We start from the raw sequence: 14,003 nt of genomic DNA, 5'->3' as shown, positions 1-14,003 counted from the left end.
GTCATGTATAACCTGTTTAAACTTTTATTCGAGAGTGCTTTTTGTCATTCTGACGAAGGAAGAATCTTAAATTATCCCAACTCACAAGTTTCGTCAGAATGACAAAAACACCCATGTACGAGCCTGTTTTTCAAAAGTTTATACAGGCTCGTAGTTAATTCAGTTGTCGAAAATAAAAGACAGTTCACCCTTCGTCATAGATGCACTAAAGAAGTTAGCTCGTCTGAGGGCCTGTCTCCGGCACGAAAAACCACAATACAGCCAGAGCAACGATAGCCAGCGCAGCCAGGGTCAAAAAAGAGACGTTGTAACTGGTTTGCTGCAACAGCATCCCGGCAAAGGCATTGCTCAAGGAAGATCCCAGACCGACGGCCGTAGCAATGGCTCCCTGCGTCGTGTTGAACAGCCCCGACCCACGCGTCAGGTCCGAGACAATCAAAATGGAAAGAACACCAAAAATTCCCGCGCCAACGCCATCCAGAATCTGAATTGCTACCAGCAAAATCGGATCGCTCGTTAAGGTATAGAGCAAACCACGGATAGGCAGCACCGCAAAGCCAATCAGTAACAGTCGCTTGCGGCCATTAGGGGCTAGTTTTCCAGTCAGATAACTCACCGGAATCATGACGAGCTGCGCGACAATAATGCAGGCCGACATGTAAGCCGAAGACGCTCCCGCATTAATGCCCTGGGCCAGTCGTTGACCGAGCAGAGGCAGCATCGCGGCATTGGCAAAATGAAAGAGCACACAGGCCAGCGCAAAAAAGAGAATCGACCGATTGCTGAGTAGCGCCTGCCAGCCAGAGGGCTTATCATCATTGGCTTTTTCCTCTTCCTCCGTACAACCTCGGGCCAATTGATGATCGATGTCTTCTTCCCGAATGCGCCAGACCGACAGGCTACTTAGGAATGACATGCCCGCCAGCAGCAGAAAGATGCCTTTTGTACTCACGTAATAGCCCAGTAATCCGGCTAACAGAGCCGCAAATACGTTCCCCGCGTGGTTGAAGGTTTCGTTGCGGCCCACCCGCCTGTCCAGTGCTTTTGGCCCAACTAATCCCAGCGTAATCGCGGCAACCGCTGGGGTAAACCAGGCGGCTGCCACACCCATAATGGCCTGCCCGCCCAGAATAACTGAATAGGTCGGTACGGTAATTGTGATGATGGCAGCAAAGGCAATCAGAAGCGAAGCAACAATCGAGTAAGCCCGTTTCCGGCGAGTCCGGTCGACCAAAGCACCCGCTGGTGTCTGCGCAACTACGGTGGCAATGCCCATTACCGACATAGCAATACCGATGTTTTGCGCATCCCAGTGCAAAGTTGTTAATAAGTAAATAGCCAGATAAGGACCTAGTCCGTCGCGAACATCAGCTAGGAAAAAATTGGCGGCATCCAGCGCTCGCAGGCTGCCTAAACTGGGTTGTCGGATAGTTGGTTTCGGCGATATTTTAACCATCTTTTAATGATGAACTAGCGTTGAGTGAATTAACTGGTGAAACATCATTGTAGAGATTGCTTAACTATTGTGCCAGATTAGTTAGATGGATTAATTGGCAATTATTCCAATGATTGTCAATAGGTTAACTTGAGGATTGTTATAATGTAATACTTAGATGACTGTAGAGAAAAACACCTAGTACTGCTACTGGATTACGCATAGTTCATTGGATTCAATGCAGATGCCAATATGAATCCAATGAACTATGCCGATAAACAAGAAATCATCTAAGGTCCGCAGCTAACGGACCAGGAACGATTGCCCGTTTGCGGTGATCGTAGAAGCCTCGACAATGGTCTGTTTAGTCAATCTGACTTGTCCTTCTCCGATCGGGTGTACATAACCATCCACCGAAATCGTACTTTCCTTAGGCGCTATGGTCATGAGTTGAGCCGCTACGTGAGGAGGTACCCGAACCAGCGTCTGATCGCTCAAGCGTAATCCATTTACCTGTCCTTGTCGGTCTAACTGATAGTCAACCACTTTTCCTTTCACGGTAATGGGCGTTGGCGTAGGAAGTACGGCTGGAGCCGTTGGTGGCGTATCTGTCACGACGGTTTGACCATTGGTTAGGCTGACCAGCCGGAAAACAGATACTCCTTCGGGCGTAACGTCGGATATTCCGGTTATTGTCACTTTATTACCTGCCTTACCAGCAGCCTGGATCGCTTGGCCCAGGTGAGCAGGAAACTGAACAGCGACTGTTTTCGAACCGGTATTAAGGGTAAATCCATCCAGAACGGATTCGTCATTGGCAGTGAACTGTTGAACCGTACCTGACAGGCTTGTCAAGGCAACCATGCCCGTAGTTTGTGGAGGGCGAGGACCAGCTAAGGCAACTGGGCCAGGTCCACCGGGACCACCAAGGCCAGGGCCGATGGGAGGTTGTGCTTGTGTCGTAAATGTAGCGGCCAGGCCGACTAGTAAAAGCAGAAATGAAATTTGATGATTGCGTTTCATAACAGTAATTGATTGATTACGAAGGCAAACCTACCGCACCCTTCTAAGGATGATCTGAGAAAAAGATTAATTTATCTTAAGTTCCAGCTTAAGGATACGTACCGTGCTGACGTGCCCACAATAAACCGTAACGATGCCTGATTCTATTAAAACCTATGACTTTAAACCTGGCTTACCCGCTGAGATTGAGTTAATACCTATTTCAACCCTCTTTCGTAAGCACCAATCCAGCCTTATCCAACCGCACCGGGCCGATTTTTACCATATTATTTGGTTTACTCAGGGTACACCCGTTCACACGGTAGATTTTATTTCTATTGATATTGAGCTCAATACACTCCTGTTTATCAATAAGAACCGAGTTCATCACTTTGATCCAACAGGTAATTATGAGGGCTGGATGTTATTATTCACCGATGCGTTTTTTGCGCAGGAACCCCAAAGTGCTCAGTTTCTGCGAAACACCATTCTGTTTCATGACCTGCTGGATATTCCTACCGTTCAACTGAACCAAACCAGCACGGATCTAACGACCATTCTTCGGCAAGTACAGCATGAATTGGCAGGTCCAAATGATCCGGTTCATGCTGCTGTGCTGCAAAACCTGGTTCATAATTTATTGCTGTTGGCGGATCGGGAGCGACGCCGACAAGGGTTTGCCGAAATCAAAAAAGGGCCTCATTTAGATTATACGCTGCGTTTCTCCGACTTGCTGGAAAAGCAGTTTCTCCAACTTCGCTCCGTCAACCAATACGCCCGGCAACTGGCCATTACCGAAAGGCGCCTTCAACAGGCCGTGGCTAAATCGGTTGGAAAAACGCCCAAACAGCTCATCGAAGCGCGTATTGTATTAGAGGCCAAGCGACTACTGGTCTATACGACCCAATCGGTTAAAGAAATTGGGTTTACGCTCGGTTTCGAGGAGCCCACCAATTTTTCCCGGTTTTTCCGGCAGCACGTCGGTCAAACACCCGCTGAATTCCGCAAACCGTTCGCCGACTGATCTATTTCGCATTTTGATCATCATTTCTCCGACTTCTATCTTTCTTCCCGTGGCTGATTAGGCAACCTTTGCAAAGTCAGAAACAAAGAGCAAAGCATTGAAAATCAACCAATTTTTCACAACCACTTTATTGCTTTCCCTAGCTCTTGGGTTAGGTACGGCTTCCACTGGTTACGGACAAAAGAAGATAGAAACCATGAACAAAAAAGATCAGGTAGTTGCGCTACTTAAAAGCATTGAGACTGGCGAATCCGGGCCAGCAGCGGTTATTAATCCGGCCAAATACATTCAGCACAATCTGGGTGTTGCCGATGGCTTAGCGGGATTTGGTGCCTTGCTTCAACACTTGCCAAAAGGCTCAGCCAAGGTAAATACGGTGCGGGTGTTTGGCGATGGGGATTACGTTTTTGCCCATACGGATTACAATTTCTTCGGCCCCAAGATTGGCTTTGACGTGTTCCGATTCGAGAATGGGCAGATCGTTGAGCACTGGGACAATCTACAGGAAAAACCGGCGGCAGCAAATCCCAGCGGGCATTCGATGATCGATGGCACGACGCAGGTTATAGATGCCAGTCAGACCGAAGCCAACAAAGCATTCGTTCGATCATTTCTGGATGACATTCTGGTCAATGGGCGGATGGAAAAGATCGCGGCTTATTTTAACGGTGACAATTATATCCAGCACAACCCATCAATCGGCGATGGCCTTTCTGGCTTAGGCAACGCACTGGAAGCTATGGCCAAGCAGGGTATCACCATGAAATACAACAAAATTCATCAGGTACTCGGTGAAGGCAATTTCGTACTGACGTTGAGCGAAGGTACGTTCGGTGGGAAGCCAACCTCGTTTTACGATCTTTTCCGAATAGAAAATGGCAAGATTGCTGAACACTGGGATACAATTGAAACCCTACCAGCTCGGTCGGAATGGAAAAACGATAACGGCAAATTCTAAGTAGCCGTTGCCTTCCAGTCTAGGAAGTAGGCATTCTTGGCTGATTTAAGCTTTCAGAAATACTTTGAAAAGTAGCCGTCTGTCTTTTGTCATGCTGACGAAGGAAGCACCTTAATGTTTCCTTACTCGGTAATTAGGAAACGTTGAGATGCTTCCTTCGTCAGCATGACAAAAACGTCTGTTGTAGGAAAGTCTAAACAGCTTTCTTGCTGGTCGAACGGGAAAATTTGAGATGCTTCCTTCCGCACCAGCGGACAGGTCAGCGTGACAAAATATACTTTTAGACACTCTTTCAAAAGTAACGATAATAGAGCCAGATCGTGCCCAGCGTGCAGAGTAGCGGAATGGTCATGACTAAGGCACCTAATTTGAGGAATTCCCACGCACTGATCGACTGTCCTTCCCGACGTAAGGCCACCAGCCAAAGAATCGTAGCCAGCGAGCCTGTTACTGATAAATTTGGCCCCAGATTAATGCCGATCAGGATCGCACTTTTAATTGCTTCAGGAACCTGTCCGGCCTGAACGACTGTGCCCGCAATCAACCCGGCAGGTAAATTATTGACCAAGTTACAGGCAATCGCTACGCCGATGCCACTCAGCCAGGTCGTCTCCGATACTGAATTAGCAGTACTAGCACGCAATAGTGAAGTTAGCTCCTGAATAACGCCCGTCTTGGCCAGCGCTTCTACCAGCACAAATAGCCCTGCTACTAGCGGCAAAACCGCCCAGGAAACGTCCTTAATAACCACCCAGGAATTTTTTCTAGCCCGGATCAATACCAGCGCTGAGGTGAGAATACCGGTGATGGCCGTTGGCAGACCCAGGGGTTTGTCGAGCGCCGAAGCCCCTAACAAAATGAGCGCAGTAGCGGAAATGCCGATAATGGCAAGTCGTCCACCCGGCGACAAGGTTGGAATCGAAATGTCCTGGGCCACGGACTCGCGCAATTCGTTCTGCTGCGTAAAGCGAAGGATTGCGTAGGTAGCGGCAATCGAGACAACGGAGGGCAATGCGTAATGCGCTAACCAGACCAGTAAAGGAGGTATGTGCGTACCGTAAATAACCAGATTGGCCGGGTTTGAGATCGGTAACACAAACGAAGCAGCATTGGCGATAAACGCACAGATAAATAGATAGGGCAACGGATTTTTAACCTTCGCCGTTTTCACCGCGGCCGCTACGGCTGGGGTAAGCACAACGGCCGTAGCGTCATTCGACAAAAAGGTGGTAACCACTACGCCCACCAGGTAAATTAGCCCGAAAAGTCGGCTGGCCGATCCGTTGGCTCGTTGGGTTGCGTGGGCTGCCAGCCAGTCGAAAAGGCCCTCTTCGCGAGCGGTTTCGGCCAGCAGCATCATGCCGGTCAGAAATAGGTACACGTCCATTCCCTTGGCAATTCCCGACAGGCTTTCAGTAGGCGTAATCAAGCCGAGGACGAGCAGTAAGACGGCTCCCCCAACCGCCCAAATGAATTCTGGTGTTTTGAAGGGACGAAAAATGACTCCGGCAATCGATAAAATGGTGATAATCCAGATGGAAAAAGATGTCATGTCTAGTTATTAAAACGTACTCAGGAAGTTGGTTTGCCGTTTCGATTAGGACCTAATTGCGTTCCAAAAATCCCATTTTCAGGCCAGTCTCCAATAGAATCGGCGTCGCTTCCATTTTTTACTCGTTCGATTTTTCGTTGATTGGGTGTAGTTAATTGTATAGTGTGCCGTCCTAGTCGGCCGCTACTATCGATGGCTTCGACGGTCAGTTCCAACGGGTCAGCGGATGGCACACTAATCGTGGCTAACCAACTGCGCTGATCACTTGATAAAGTCATAGGCGTCCAATCGATGTCATTCAGTCGGACGGCTACGGCTTGCAGAGCATTGGCTCCCAGTATACTAGCTCGCACCTCTATAGTATCTGATGGGATAGGCGCTTCGTCCCGACGAAGCCGGTAATCGGCTGGACTGGTGATCATGACAAACGGAAAGGCGTCATGAAGCGCTTTAAATCGCCAGCTAACACTTCCGTTGTCAACGGAAATCAGCGAATAGCCAACTGGCCCTTCCTCGATCTGACCTGTAGATCGGGTTGCCGAGAAAATCACATGCCCGTCGTTGGTCAATTCGTTGTAATGCGTATGCCCCATATCGACCAACACCACGTCGTGCTGAGCGATGAGGTTATTCAAAAAATGGGTTTCCTGCGGATCGACTAAATCAGCCGGGTAGGTATGCATAAAAATAACGATTCGCTCGCCGTTGGCTTGGGCATTTGCCATCTCCTGACTTAACCATTGACCTTGCGAACTGCCCAATCGAAAATCCGGTCCACCGTTGCCAGTGCTGCATATATCTAAAAACAGACAGCGAACACCTCGTATACGTCTCGATATCGGCAAAGTTTCTGCCTGTAATTGTCCGTAAAATGCATCCAGACTTTTCTGTTTCATGTCATGATCGCCGGGAATACAGTAGACCGGAACGCTAAGCATTTTCAGGGCCGTAGCCACCCATTTGTACTGAATCGGCAACCCTTTATCGGTGTAATCACCTAGTAAAACTACAAAATCAAGCGCGCAGCCGCATTCGGTTTCGAGTTGGGCTACTATAAACAAAAATCCATGTGCTTCTGTTGCTTGGGCTGGGTAATGTGCAAATCGCCGATGTGGGCGAAGAAAAGCGGGAAATTCTTTAACGACTAAATAGATGGAATAATCATAGTAGAGTTATGCTTGGATAACGGCAGGTGCTTTGGTGCTACAGGCGGCTTTAAGTGAATCGGCAAATAGTACCCACAAACCGATAGAGACGAATGAAAATCAAGAACGTAGATGAATAACCGATCTGCTGAGCCATCCACCCACCAATAGCCGGACTCAAGGATGCCCCTAATCCTTATAAGGCCAGGAGCACGAAAAACGATGGCGGGGCCAATGGCCGAACCGGCGATGACCGTGGCAACCTGAGATATACTGACTGACCAGAATTTTTGCGACAAAAGTATGATTCCAGAAGTCAATGTGATAAATAAGACTGCAACAACCACATATTTCCGTTTCCGCTTGGTGGCGTCAATCAGCGCTCCGGCGGGCGCAGTCATCAACATACCGGCCACCCCAACAATGGTCATGACCGAGCCAATCAGGCCATTTTGCTAACCATGAGCTAATAAAAATACCCTTAGAAAAGGGCTAATGCTCGTTTGCATATTGGCCATGAAAAATTTTAGCACCTAAAGCGGCCATAAAACGTGGTACTTAGTTGAATTTTGAGATGTAGATTGAGTCATAAGTCATAATACGTTGAGTAATGAATGAGCACTTCTCCATCAAATGTATAATTCGGCGGATCAGCAAAGTAACTCTGAGGGGATATTCGATTAAGAACTCAATTAACTCTTTGCTGTGTACGTTGGCGCTTTGCTACGAACTTGCTCAACTATTTGGGCAAAAAGCCGTTGTTTACGGATTATTATTAAATTAATCGTCTGCCGAGTATACCCCCAACGAGCCATTCGCGACTCAAACCAATTCGCTGGCTAGTAGTCCGGATCTGCATGCTACGATCTTAACCTCTGGTTAATTTGCTCAGCAGTCTCTCGTAGTCCGGTTAGCACTGCACTAGCTTTTTCGGGCGTATGTCTGTAAGCCGGTAAATAGACGCTTAGGCTAGCCACTACTTCCTGTTGCCTATAGACGCCAACAGCATACCCAACAACCTGCCGCTTACTTTCTTGAAAGGCGTAACCCTGTTGCCGTATCGTTTGAATCTGGCTATAAAAAGTTGGTTCGCTGGCCGCTTCTTCCCATAATTCAGGTGTGGGTAGGCCGTACCGATTTTTAAATTTAACCAGATCTGCATCGTTCTGAAGACTTACTAACAACCGGCCGGACGCCGAATCATACGCATGTTTTTCGTTTGAGGTCTGCACTTGAAGAGGCTGATCGCACAACTCGCGGTGGATAATCAGGCGCTGGTCGCCATTGAGAACGGCCAGAATGCAGCTTTCGTCGAGTTGCTGGGACAGGGCCGCCAATACCGGATTGGCCGCTTCCAGAATGTCCTTCCGATACGATGTATTGCCCGTTAACCAATATGCCCGCGATCCCAAACAATAGCCTTTTTTTGGACCAACCTGATCCAGGTACCGCCTATTTACCATCGTTTTCATGATGTTGGCACAGGTCCCCATATTCAGTCCGGCTGCTTCGGCAACTTCGCTTAACGATTTAGGCCGGTTGGATTCGGTGGCCACGTATTCTAAAATGTCAAAGGCACGGTTTATAACCTGAATCATGATTTTTATTTTATATTGTAAAATTAATTATTTCAATAAAAAGACAATGACTATATTATTCTATTATTAATGAAATAATCGGTTAATGATTGAAAAAGCCATTTGTGATATCATAGTATAATTTTTAGCATATTTTTTTTCATCTGTGAAACAAAAATATGCTAAAAAGTTTGGCAAAACCAGAAATACAACTCATACTAACATCATTATTGAGTCGTATTTTACATTATTGAAATTGAAAAACCCTAAACCAAATGAATAAATTTACCTACCAGTTATGCCTGATTATTGGGCTATTGCGTGTAGGAATCGCCTACGGACAGCCATTGACTGTTTCAGGGCGGATTACCTCGGAGTTGGGACATGAGGTGCTACCTGGCGTGAACGTATCAGTTGAAGGTACCACGTCCGGTACAACCTCCGGAGTCGATGGTACGTATCGGTTAAACATACCTTCCGCCAGCAGCACAGTTGTCTTTTCCTACATTGGCTACGTGACCCAGCGTGTTTTGATCGGCGGCCGTAGTCAGCTGGATATTACGTTGGTGGAGGATAACAAATCGCTTAATGAAGTCGTGGTCGTAGGGTACGGAACCAAAGAACGACGCGACGTTACCAGCGCTATATCATCGGTCAGTGGTAAGGAGATTCAGAACCTGCCTGTAGCCTCGCCCGTTGCGCTGTTGCAGGGACGGACGGCGGGGGTACAAATTGTGCAAAACACGGGCGCACCGGGCGCAACTAACTTCACTATCCGAGTACGCGGTACTACGTCCATTAATGCGGGCAACAACCCACTTTATGTAATTGACGGCCTGCCTTTTGAAGGTAACTCGTCCGATATTAACCCGAATGACATCGAATCGATGGAAATTCTGAAGGATGCGGCTGCCTCGTCCATCTACGGCTCTCGGGCGGCCAACGGTGTGGTACTGATTACCACCAAGCGGGGCAAAACTGGCAAGGCATCGATTAGCTTCAATTATTACAAAGCCGTTCAGCAGGTTGATCGGCAACGGTTACCCAAGCTGATGGATTCCCGCGAATTTATCGAGTTGATTCAGGACCAGCGGGCTACCGGAACGGGCGTAACGTCGCTATACGGTTTCATTCTGCCGGAAAACGGAATCATTGGTGGTAATGGACGAATTGCCAACACAAACTGGGTCGATGAACTGGTGCAGACCGGCGGCATGGATAACTACGAACTGGCCATCCGGGGTGGAGAAAACAAACTCAAGTTTTACTTAAGTGGGGCCTTGCTCAAGCAAAAAGGCGTGCTGGTTTCCACCGATTATAAACGCTACACCGGCAAGCTGAATCTGGATTACCAGGCGAGCGACAAACTGAAAATTAGGACCAGCATCAACTTTACCCGCGCCGAAACCAACAGCTCACCCGAAAACGAAGATGGCGTGTTCCAGGCCGCTTTGTTCAAAGCGCCCGTCAACCCCGTATTTGCAACGGATGGAACCTATTTCCTTGAAGATATTTCGGGCATTATGAACCCAATCGCTGTTTCTAATCTGGAAACCCGGTTCAACGTTAGGAACCGCCTGCTCGCCAATGCCTTTGCTGAATACACCATCCTACCCGGTCTAACGCTTAAAACCTCCTGGGGCGCTGACTTAATCACTTCCCGGAACGATTTTTTCCAGCCGTCTAACTCCCGTCGACTGACCGTTGCCAACGGGAGTTCGGCCTACACCGATGAGACAAACTGGATATACGAGCATACGTTGACGTATGTCAATACCTTTGGTCAGCACCGAATCAACGCCCTGTTGGGCTATAGTCAATTGGAAAATGCTTTGGCGAGTAACTCGGCAGCCGCCCGCGATTACGGGACTAACAACATTGAAACCCTGAACGCGGCCTCCACGCCAACTCAGGCGACATCGGCAAAATCGGCCAATGGGCTGTCGTCACTCTTTGGCCGGGTTGGGTACATCTACGCTAATAAATACTACCTCGAAGCCAGCCTTCGGCGAGATGGTTCGTCGAAGTTCGGGGCTAACAACCGCTACGGCCTGTTTCCGGCGGCTTCGTTGGGCTGGCAGGTCGGTCGGGAGGATTTCTTTAAGGGTATATCGTCGATAGTCAGCGATTTGAAGCTCCGGGCAAGCTATGGCCGCACGGGTAACCAGGGTGGTATCGGCAACTATACCGCGCAGGGCGCTTTCTCAACCGGACTTGGGTATATTGGCCAAAACGGGGTAGGGCCAACGGCCATTGCCAACCCGGATCTGAAGTGGGAAACGACCGACCAATTCAACGTGGGGGCTGACTTGTCTTTTATGAAAAACCGGGTGAACCTGAGTGTGGATGTATACCAGAAACTGACGAGTAATCTGCTGCTCAACGTGCAGCTACCCAACACGTCGGGCTTCGTTTCGGCACTACAGAATGTGGGTAACACCGAAAATCGGGGTATTGAGTTCAATTTGAACACCACCAACCTCGACCAACCCAATGGGCTACGCTGGACGTCGAATTTTAACATTAGCTTTAATAAGAACAAGATTACGAAGCTCTACAATGGTAACGATATCATTAATTTACGGGGTGGCTCGGGCTTCGGGCAGGCTCGCACGTTCGGGTTGTTACGTGAAGGGGAGTCCATTGGAGCGTTCTTCGGCTGGCAGACCAACGGCGTCTATGCTACGTCGGCAGAAAACGAAAACAGCCGCTCCGGCGGCCCGGTTCGGGCCGACAACGCTACGGGTTATTTGTACCGGGGAGGAGATATGCGATTTGTTGATCAGAACGGCGACAACATCATCGACGACCGCGACCGGGTTGTGATCGGTAACGCGCTCCCCAAATTTACGGGTGGTTTCACCAATACGTTACAATACAAACAGTTTCAGCTGGATGCGTTGCTTCAGTTCAGCTACGGCAATGATACGTATAATGGTACACGTACGGTTAGCGAAAGTCTTTTCCAGTTTGCCAATGCCTCGAAGCGAGCCCTGAACCGCTGGCGGAAAGAAGGCGACATTACTGACATTCCCCGCGCCGACCATACCGATCCGGGAGGTAACCGCCGTAGCTCAACCCGCTGGCTGGAAGATGGCTCCTATCTGCGGGTAAAAACAGTGACACTCGCCTATGATGTACCCTCCGCCTTGCTTCAAAAAATTCGGGTAAGCAACCTGCGACTGTATGCAACGGCCCAGAATCTGTTCACTTTTACCCGCTATACGGGTGTCGACCCCGAAGCCAATTCGTACAGCAGCACGGTAACGGATCTGGGTTTCGACTATGCGTCTTATCCACAGTACAAAACGTTCCTGTTCGGCATCAACCTCGGCTTCTAAACCGAATCGTATACCTAAGCATACCATGAAAACGATTCATAAAAACGTAACACTCGCGCTGGTATTGGTTAGTTTAGCCAGTTGCCGGGATGTGACAACGCAGCTCAACCCAAGTGGGATTACGGCGACCAATTTTTACCGCAACGGAGCGGATGCGGACGTAGCGATTAATAGCTGCTACGATGCGTTCCAAAATCCTTCCCAATACGTGCTTTGGGGGGATGGCCGCGCGGATCTGCTGGCGGTTACGGATCGATCCACTAACAACGACATCCAACTGGTGAATGGCAACCTGAACGCAACCAACCCGTATATCGGCTGGGATAACATGTACGAAGCCATCAAGCGAACGAACAGCGTACTAAAGAACGTCCCAACTATTGCCGATCCGGGCTTTGCCGGTCGTAAAGAGCGTGTGCTGGGCGAAGCTTACTTTCTGCGGGCCATGGCTTACTTCTATTTAGTGCGCACGTTCGATAACGTACCGCTTATTCTGGAACCCTACGAAAGTCTGACGCAGGACTTCTTTCCCAAACAGGCGACGCCCGAGCAGGTATTTGCCCAGGTAGAAACCGACCTGAAAGCAGCCGAAAGCAGACTACCTAATCAGCCCTTCAGCTCGCTTGTTGAGCAGAAAGGAAAGGCATCGCTGGGTGCGGTTCGGGCTGCCCTGACAGATTTGTATTTATGGCAGAAGAAATACCAGCAGGCCGCCGATGCCGCCCAGCAGGTGATCAGTAGTCCGAATGGGTACGCGCTGGTTTCGGGGGCTAACTTCGGAACGATATTCAACCGAAACTCGTCGGAGTCCATCTGGGAGGTTCAGTTCAATAACGCCTACCTCGAAAGCAATAACACGAATAACCTGGTCAATCTCTTTGTCCCACTGGGCGGCACGGGCTACGCTGGTGGCAACTGGAGTTTTACCTACACCCCCAAACTTCTGAACGCCTACGTATCTGGCGACTTGCGCGGCCCTGCAACGGTACGTAACACCGGTACGCCCAACAGCACATCGTTTCGCGATGCGAACACGGCCTATATCAATAAGTATCTGGGAACACTAGCCAATGGCAACGCCATTCGTTACTTCGACGCGAATCAAGTCATTTACCGACTGGCCGACGTGATACTGATGCGGGCCGAAGCGCTGAACGAACTGGGTAAAACCACCGATGCTATTCCGCTGCTGAATCAGATTCGGACGCGGGCGGGCGTATCCGTAACCAACGCCAGCTCACAGGCCGATGTGCGATTAGCCATTGAAAACGAGCGGTTTTTAGAACTGGCTTTTGAAGGGAAACGCTACTACGACCTAAAACGCACGGGTCGGTACGCGGCTGTAACGGGTAAGAACGATCCGAACTGGCTTCGCTGGCCCATTTCATCGACCGAAATTACGAAAAACCCCAACCTTGTTCAAAACCCTGGCTACTAACCAATATCGCTATTACGATGAAAATAAAATCAAATCTGGCTTGGCTGCTGATTGCGGTCCTACCTATGCTGGCGGGCTGCACCAAAGAAGAGACCGTTTACAAAGATTTGCCCAAAGCGGTTTATATTACTAACAAGGTAGCCGACGGCACGGCTAATATCACCAATTCGGCCAGTGCCAAAAAGAACGTAACAACCGGAGCTGCACGTGTGTACCTCAACCAACCCTATGAGAAAGATGTGACGGTGAATTTTACCCTAGGCGGCACGGCAACGGCTGGACAGGACTATACGCCCCCCACCACACAGAGCGTCACGATTGTGGCAGGTCGATATTCCGGCGAAATCAATTTTGCCGTGCTGAACAACCCGGCTCAGACAACCAATAAAACGGTGTTGATTAACCTGGTCAGTGCTACCGAAGGCTTTGATATTGGGATAGGTTTCCCAAAAGGCTATTCGACCTTTACCTACACCATTACACCTTAATTGTACTTTAGATAGGTCGGTAATCGTCAGGTAGCTGGCTTGT

Annotated in this window: 11 protein-coding genes; 5 read left to right on the top strand and 6 right to left on the bottom strand. The window is 49.1% G+C overall.

Annotated features, from left to right (window positions below; all coding sequences use genetic code 11):
• Positions 1-214: 214 nt before the first annotated feature.
• Complete coding sequence (locus ACYVF1_RS23845) at positions 215-1,456, bottom strand: MFS transporter (RefSeq protein ID WP_461083626.1); 1,242 nt, start codon at positions 1,454-1,456, stop codon at positions 215-217.
• Positions 1,457-1,738: 282 nt separating this feature from the next.
• Complete coding sequence (locus ACYVF1_RS23840; RefSeq protein ID WP_461083624.1) at positions 1,739-2,458, bottom strand: hypothetical protein; 720 nt, start codon at positions 2,456-2,458, stop codon at positions 1,739-1,741.
• A gap of 133 nt (positions 2,459-2,591) precedes the next feature.
• Between ACYVF1_RS23840 and ACYVF1_RS23835 the strand changes: the two genes are divergently transcribed.
• On the top strand, positions 2,592-3,461 hold the full coding sequence (locus tag ACYVF1_RS23835) for a helix-turn-helix domain-containing protein (protein ID WP_461083622.1): 870 nt from the start codon (positions 2,592-2,594) through the stop codon (positions 3,459-3,461).
• 196 nt (positions 3,462-3,657) lie between these two features.
• The gene (locus ACYVF1_RS23830) at positions 3,658-4,419 is read left to right on the top strand and encodes a nuclear transport factor 2 family protein (protein ID WP_461083620.1); all 762 of its coding nucleotides are present in this window, start codon (positions 3,658-3,660) and stop codon (positions 4,417-4,419) included.
• A 292-nt stretch (positions 4,420-4,711) separates the two neighbouring features.
• Here the strand turns inward: ACYVF1_RS23830 and ACYVF1_RS23825 are convergent, their stop codons facing one another.
• The 4 genes from ACYVF1_RS23825 to ACYVF1_RS23810 form a co-directional block, all read right to left on the bottom strand.
• A complete protein-coding gene (locus ACYVF1_RS23825; RefSeq protein WP_461083618.1) occupies positions 4,712-5,971 on the bottom strand; it encodes an arsenic transporter in 1,260 nt (419 codons plus the stop codon).
• Positions 5,972-5,991: 20 nt separating this feature from the next.
• Positions 5,992-7,032, bottom strand: a complete 1,041-nt coding sequence (locus ACYVF1_RS23820) for a metallophosphoesterase family protein (protein ID WP_461083616.1) — start codon at positions 7,030-7,032, stop codon at positions 5,992-5,994.
• Positions 7,033-7,115: 83 nt separating this feature from the next.
• Complete coding sequence (locus tag ACYVF1_RS23815; protein WP_461083614.1) at positions 7,116-7,547, bottom strand: hypothetical protein; 432 nt, start codon at positions 7,545-7,547, stop codon at positions 7,116-7,118.
• 429 nt (positions 7,548-7,976) lie between these two features.
• Positions 7,977-8,714, bottom strand: coding sequence for an IclR family transcriptional regulator (locus ACYVF1_RS23810; RefSeq protein WP_461083612.1), 738 nt, complete (start codon positions 8,712-8,714; stop codon positions 7,977-7,979).
• A 254-nt stretch (positions 8,715-8,968) separates the two neighbouring features.
• Here ACYVF1_RS23810 and ACYVF1_RS23805 point away from each other — a divergent pair, with 254 nt between their 5' ends.
• The 3 genes from ACYVF1_RS23805 to ACYVF1_RS23795 are packed head-to-tail and all read left to right on the top strand — an operon-like array spanning position 8,969 to position 13,960.
• Positions 8,969-12,034, top strand: coding sequence for a SusC/RagA family TonB-linked outer membrane protein (locus ACYVF1_RS23805; protein ID WP_461083610.1), 3,066 nt, complete (start codon positions 8,969-8,971; stop codon positions 12,032-12,034).
• Between the two features lie 25 nt (positions 12,035-12,059).
• Positions 12,060-13,472, top strand: coding sequence for a RagB/SusD family nutrient uptake outer membrane protein (locus ACYVF1_RS23800; RefSeq protein ID WP_461083608.1), 1,413 nt, complete (start codon positions 12,060-12,062; stop codon positions 13,470-13,472).
• Positions 13,473-13,489: 17 nt separating this feature from the next.
• Positions 13,490-13,960: a hypothetical protein gene (locus ACYVF1_RS23795; protein ID WP_461083606.1), complete on the top strand. Its 471-nt coding sequence runs from the start codon at positions 13,490-13,492 to the stop codon at positions 13,958-13,960.
• Positions 13,961-14,003 lie beyond the last annotated feature (43 nt).

This window comes from Spirosoma flavus, assembly GCF_054778555.1.
The sequence above is the reverse complement of the archived record's forward strand: the minus strand, read 5'-3'. Positions and strand labels throughout refer to the sequence as shown.

Bases quoted from the DNA above. Each gene is read 5' to 3' on its own strand.
- ACYVF1_RS23840 (WP_461083624.1), bottom strand. From the start codon at position 2,458: ATGAAACGCAATCATCAAATTTCATTTCTGCTTTTACTAGTCGGCCTG.
- ACYVF1_RS23805 (WP_461083610.1), top strand. From the start codon at position 8,969: ATGAATAAATTTACCTACCAGTTATGCCTGATTATTGGGCTATTGCGT.
- ACYVF1_RS23810 (WP_461083612.1), bottom strand. From the start codon at position 8,714: ATGATTCAGGTTATAAACCGTGCCTTTGACATTTTAGAATACGTGGCC.
- ACYVF1_RS23795 (WP_461083606.1), top strand. From the start codon at position 13,490: ATGAAAATAAAATCAAATCTGGCTTGGCTGCTGATTGCGGTCCTACCT.
- ACYVF1_RS23845 (WP_461083626.1), bottom strand. From the start codon at position 1,456: ATGGTTAAAATATCGCCGAAACCAACTATCCGACAACCCAGTTTAGGC.
- ACYVF1_RS23800 (WP_461083608.1), top strand. From the start codon at position 12,060: ATGAAAACGATTCATAAAAACGTAACACTCGCGCTGGTATTGGTTAGT.
- ACYVF1_RS23835 (WP_461083622.1), top strand. From the start codon at position 2,592: ATGCCTGATTCTATTAAAACCTATGACTTTAAACCTGGCTTACCCGCT.
- ACYVF1_RS23825 (WP_461083618.1), bottom strand. From the start codon at position 5,971: ATGACATCTTTTTCCATCTGGATTATCACCATTTTATCGATTGCCGGA.
- ACYVF1_RS23815 (WP_461083614.1), bottom strand. From the start codon at position 7,547: ATGACCATTGTTGGGGTGGCCGGTATGTTGATGACTGCGCCCGCCGGA.
- ACYVF1_RS23830 (WP_461083620.1), top strand. From the start codon at position 3,658: ATGAACAAAAAAGATCAGGTAGTTGCGCTACTTAAAAGCATTGAGACT.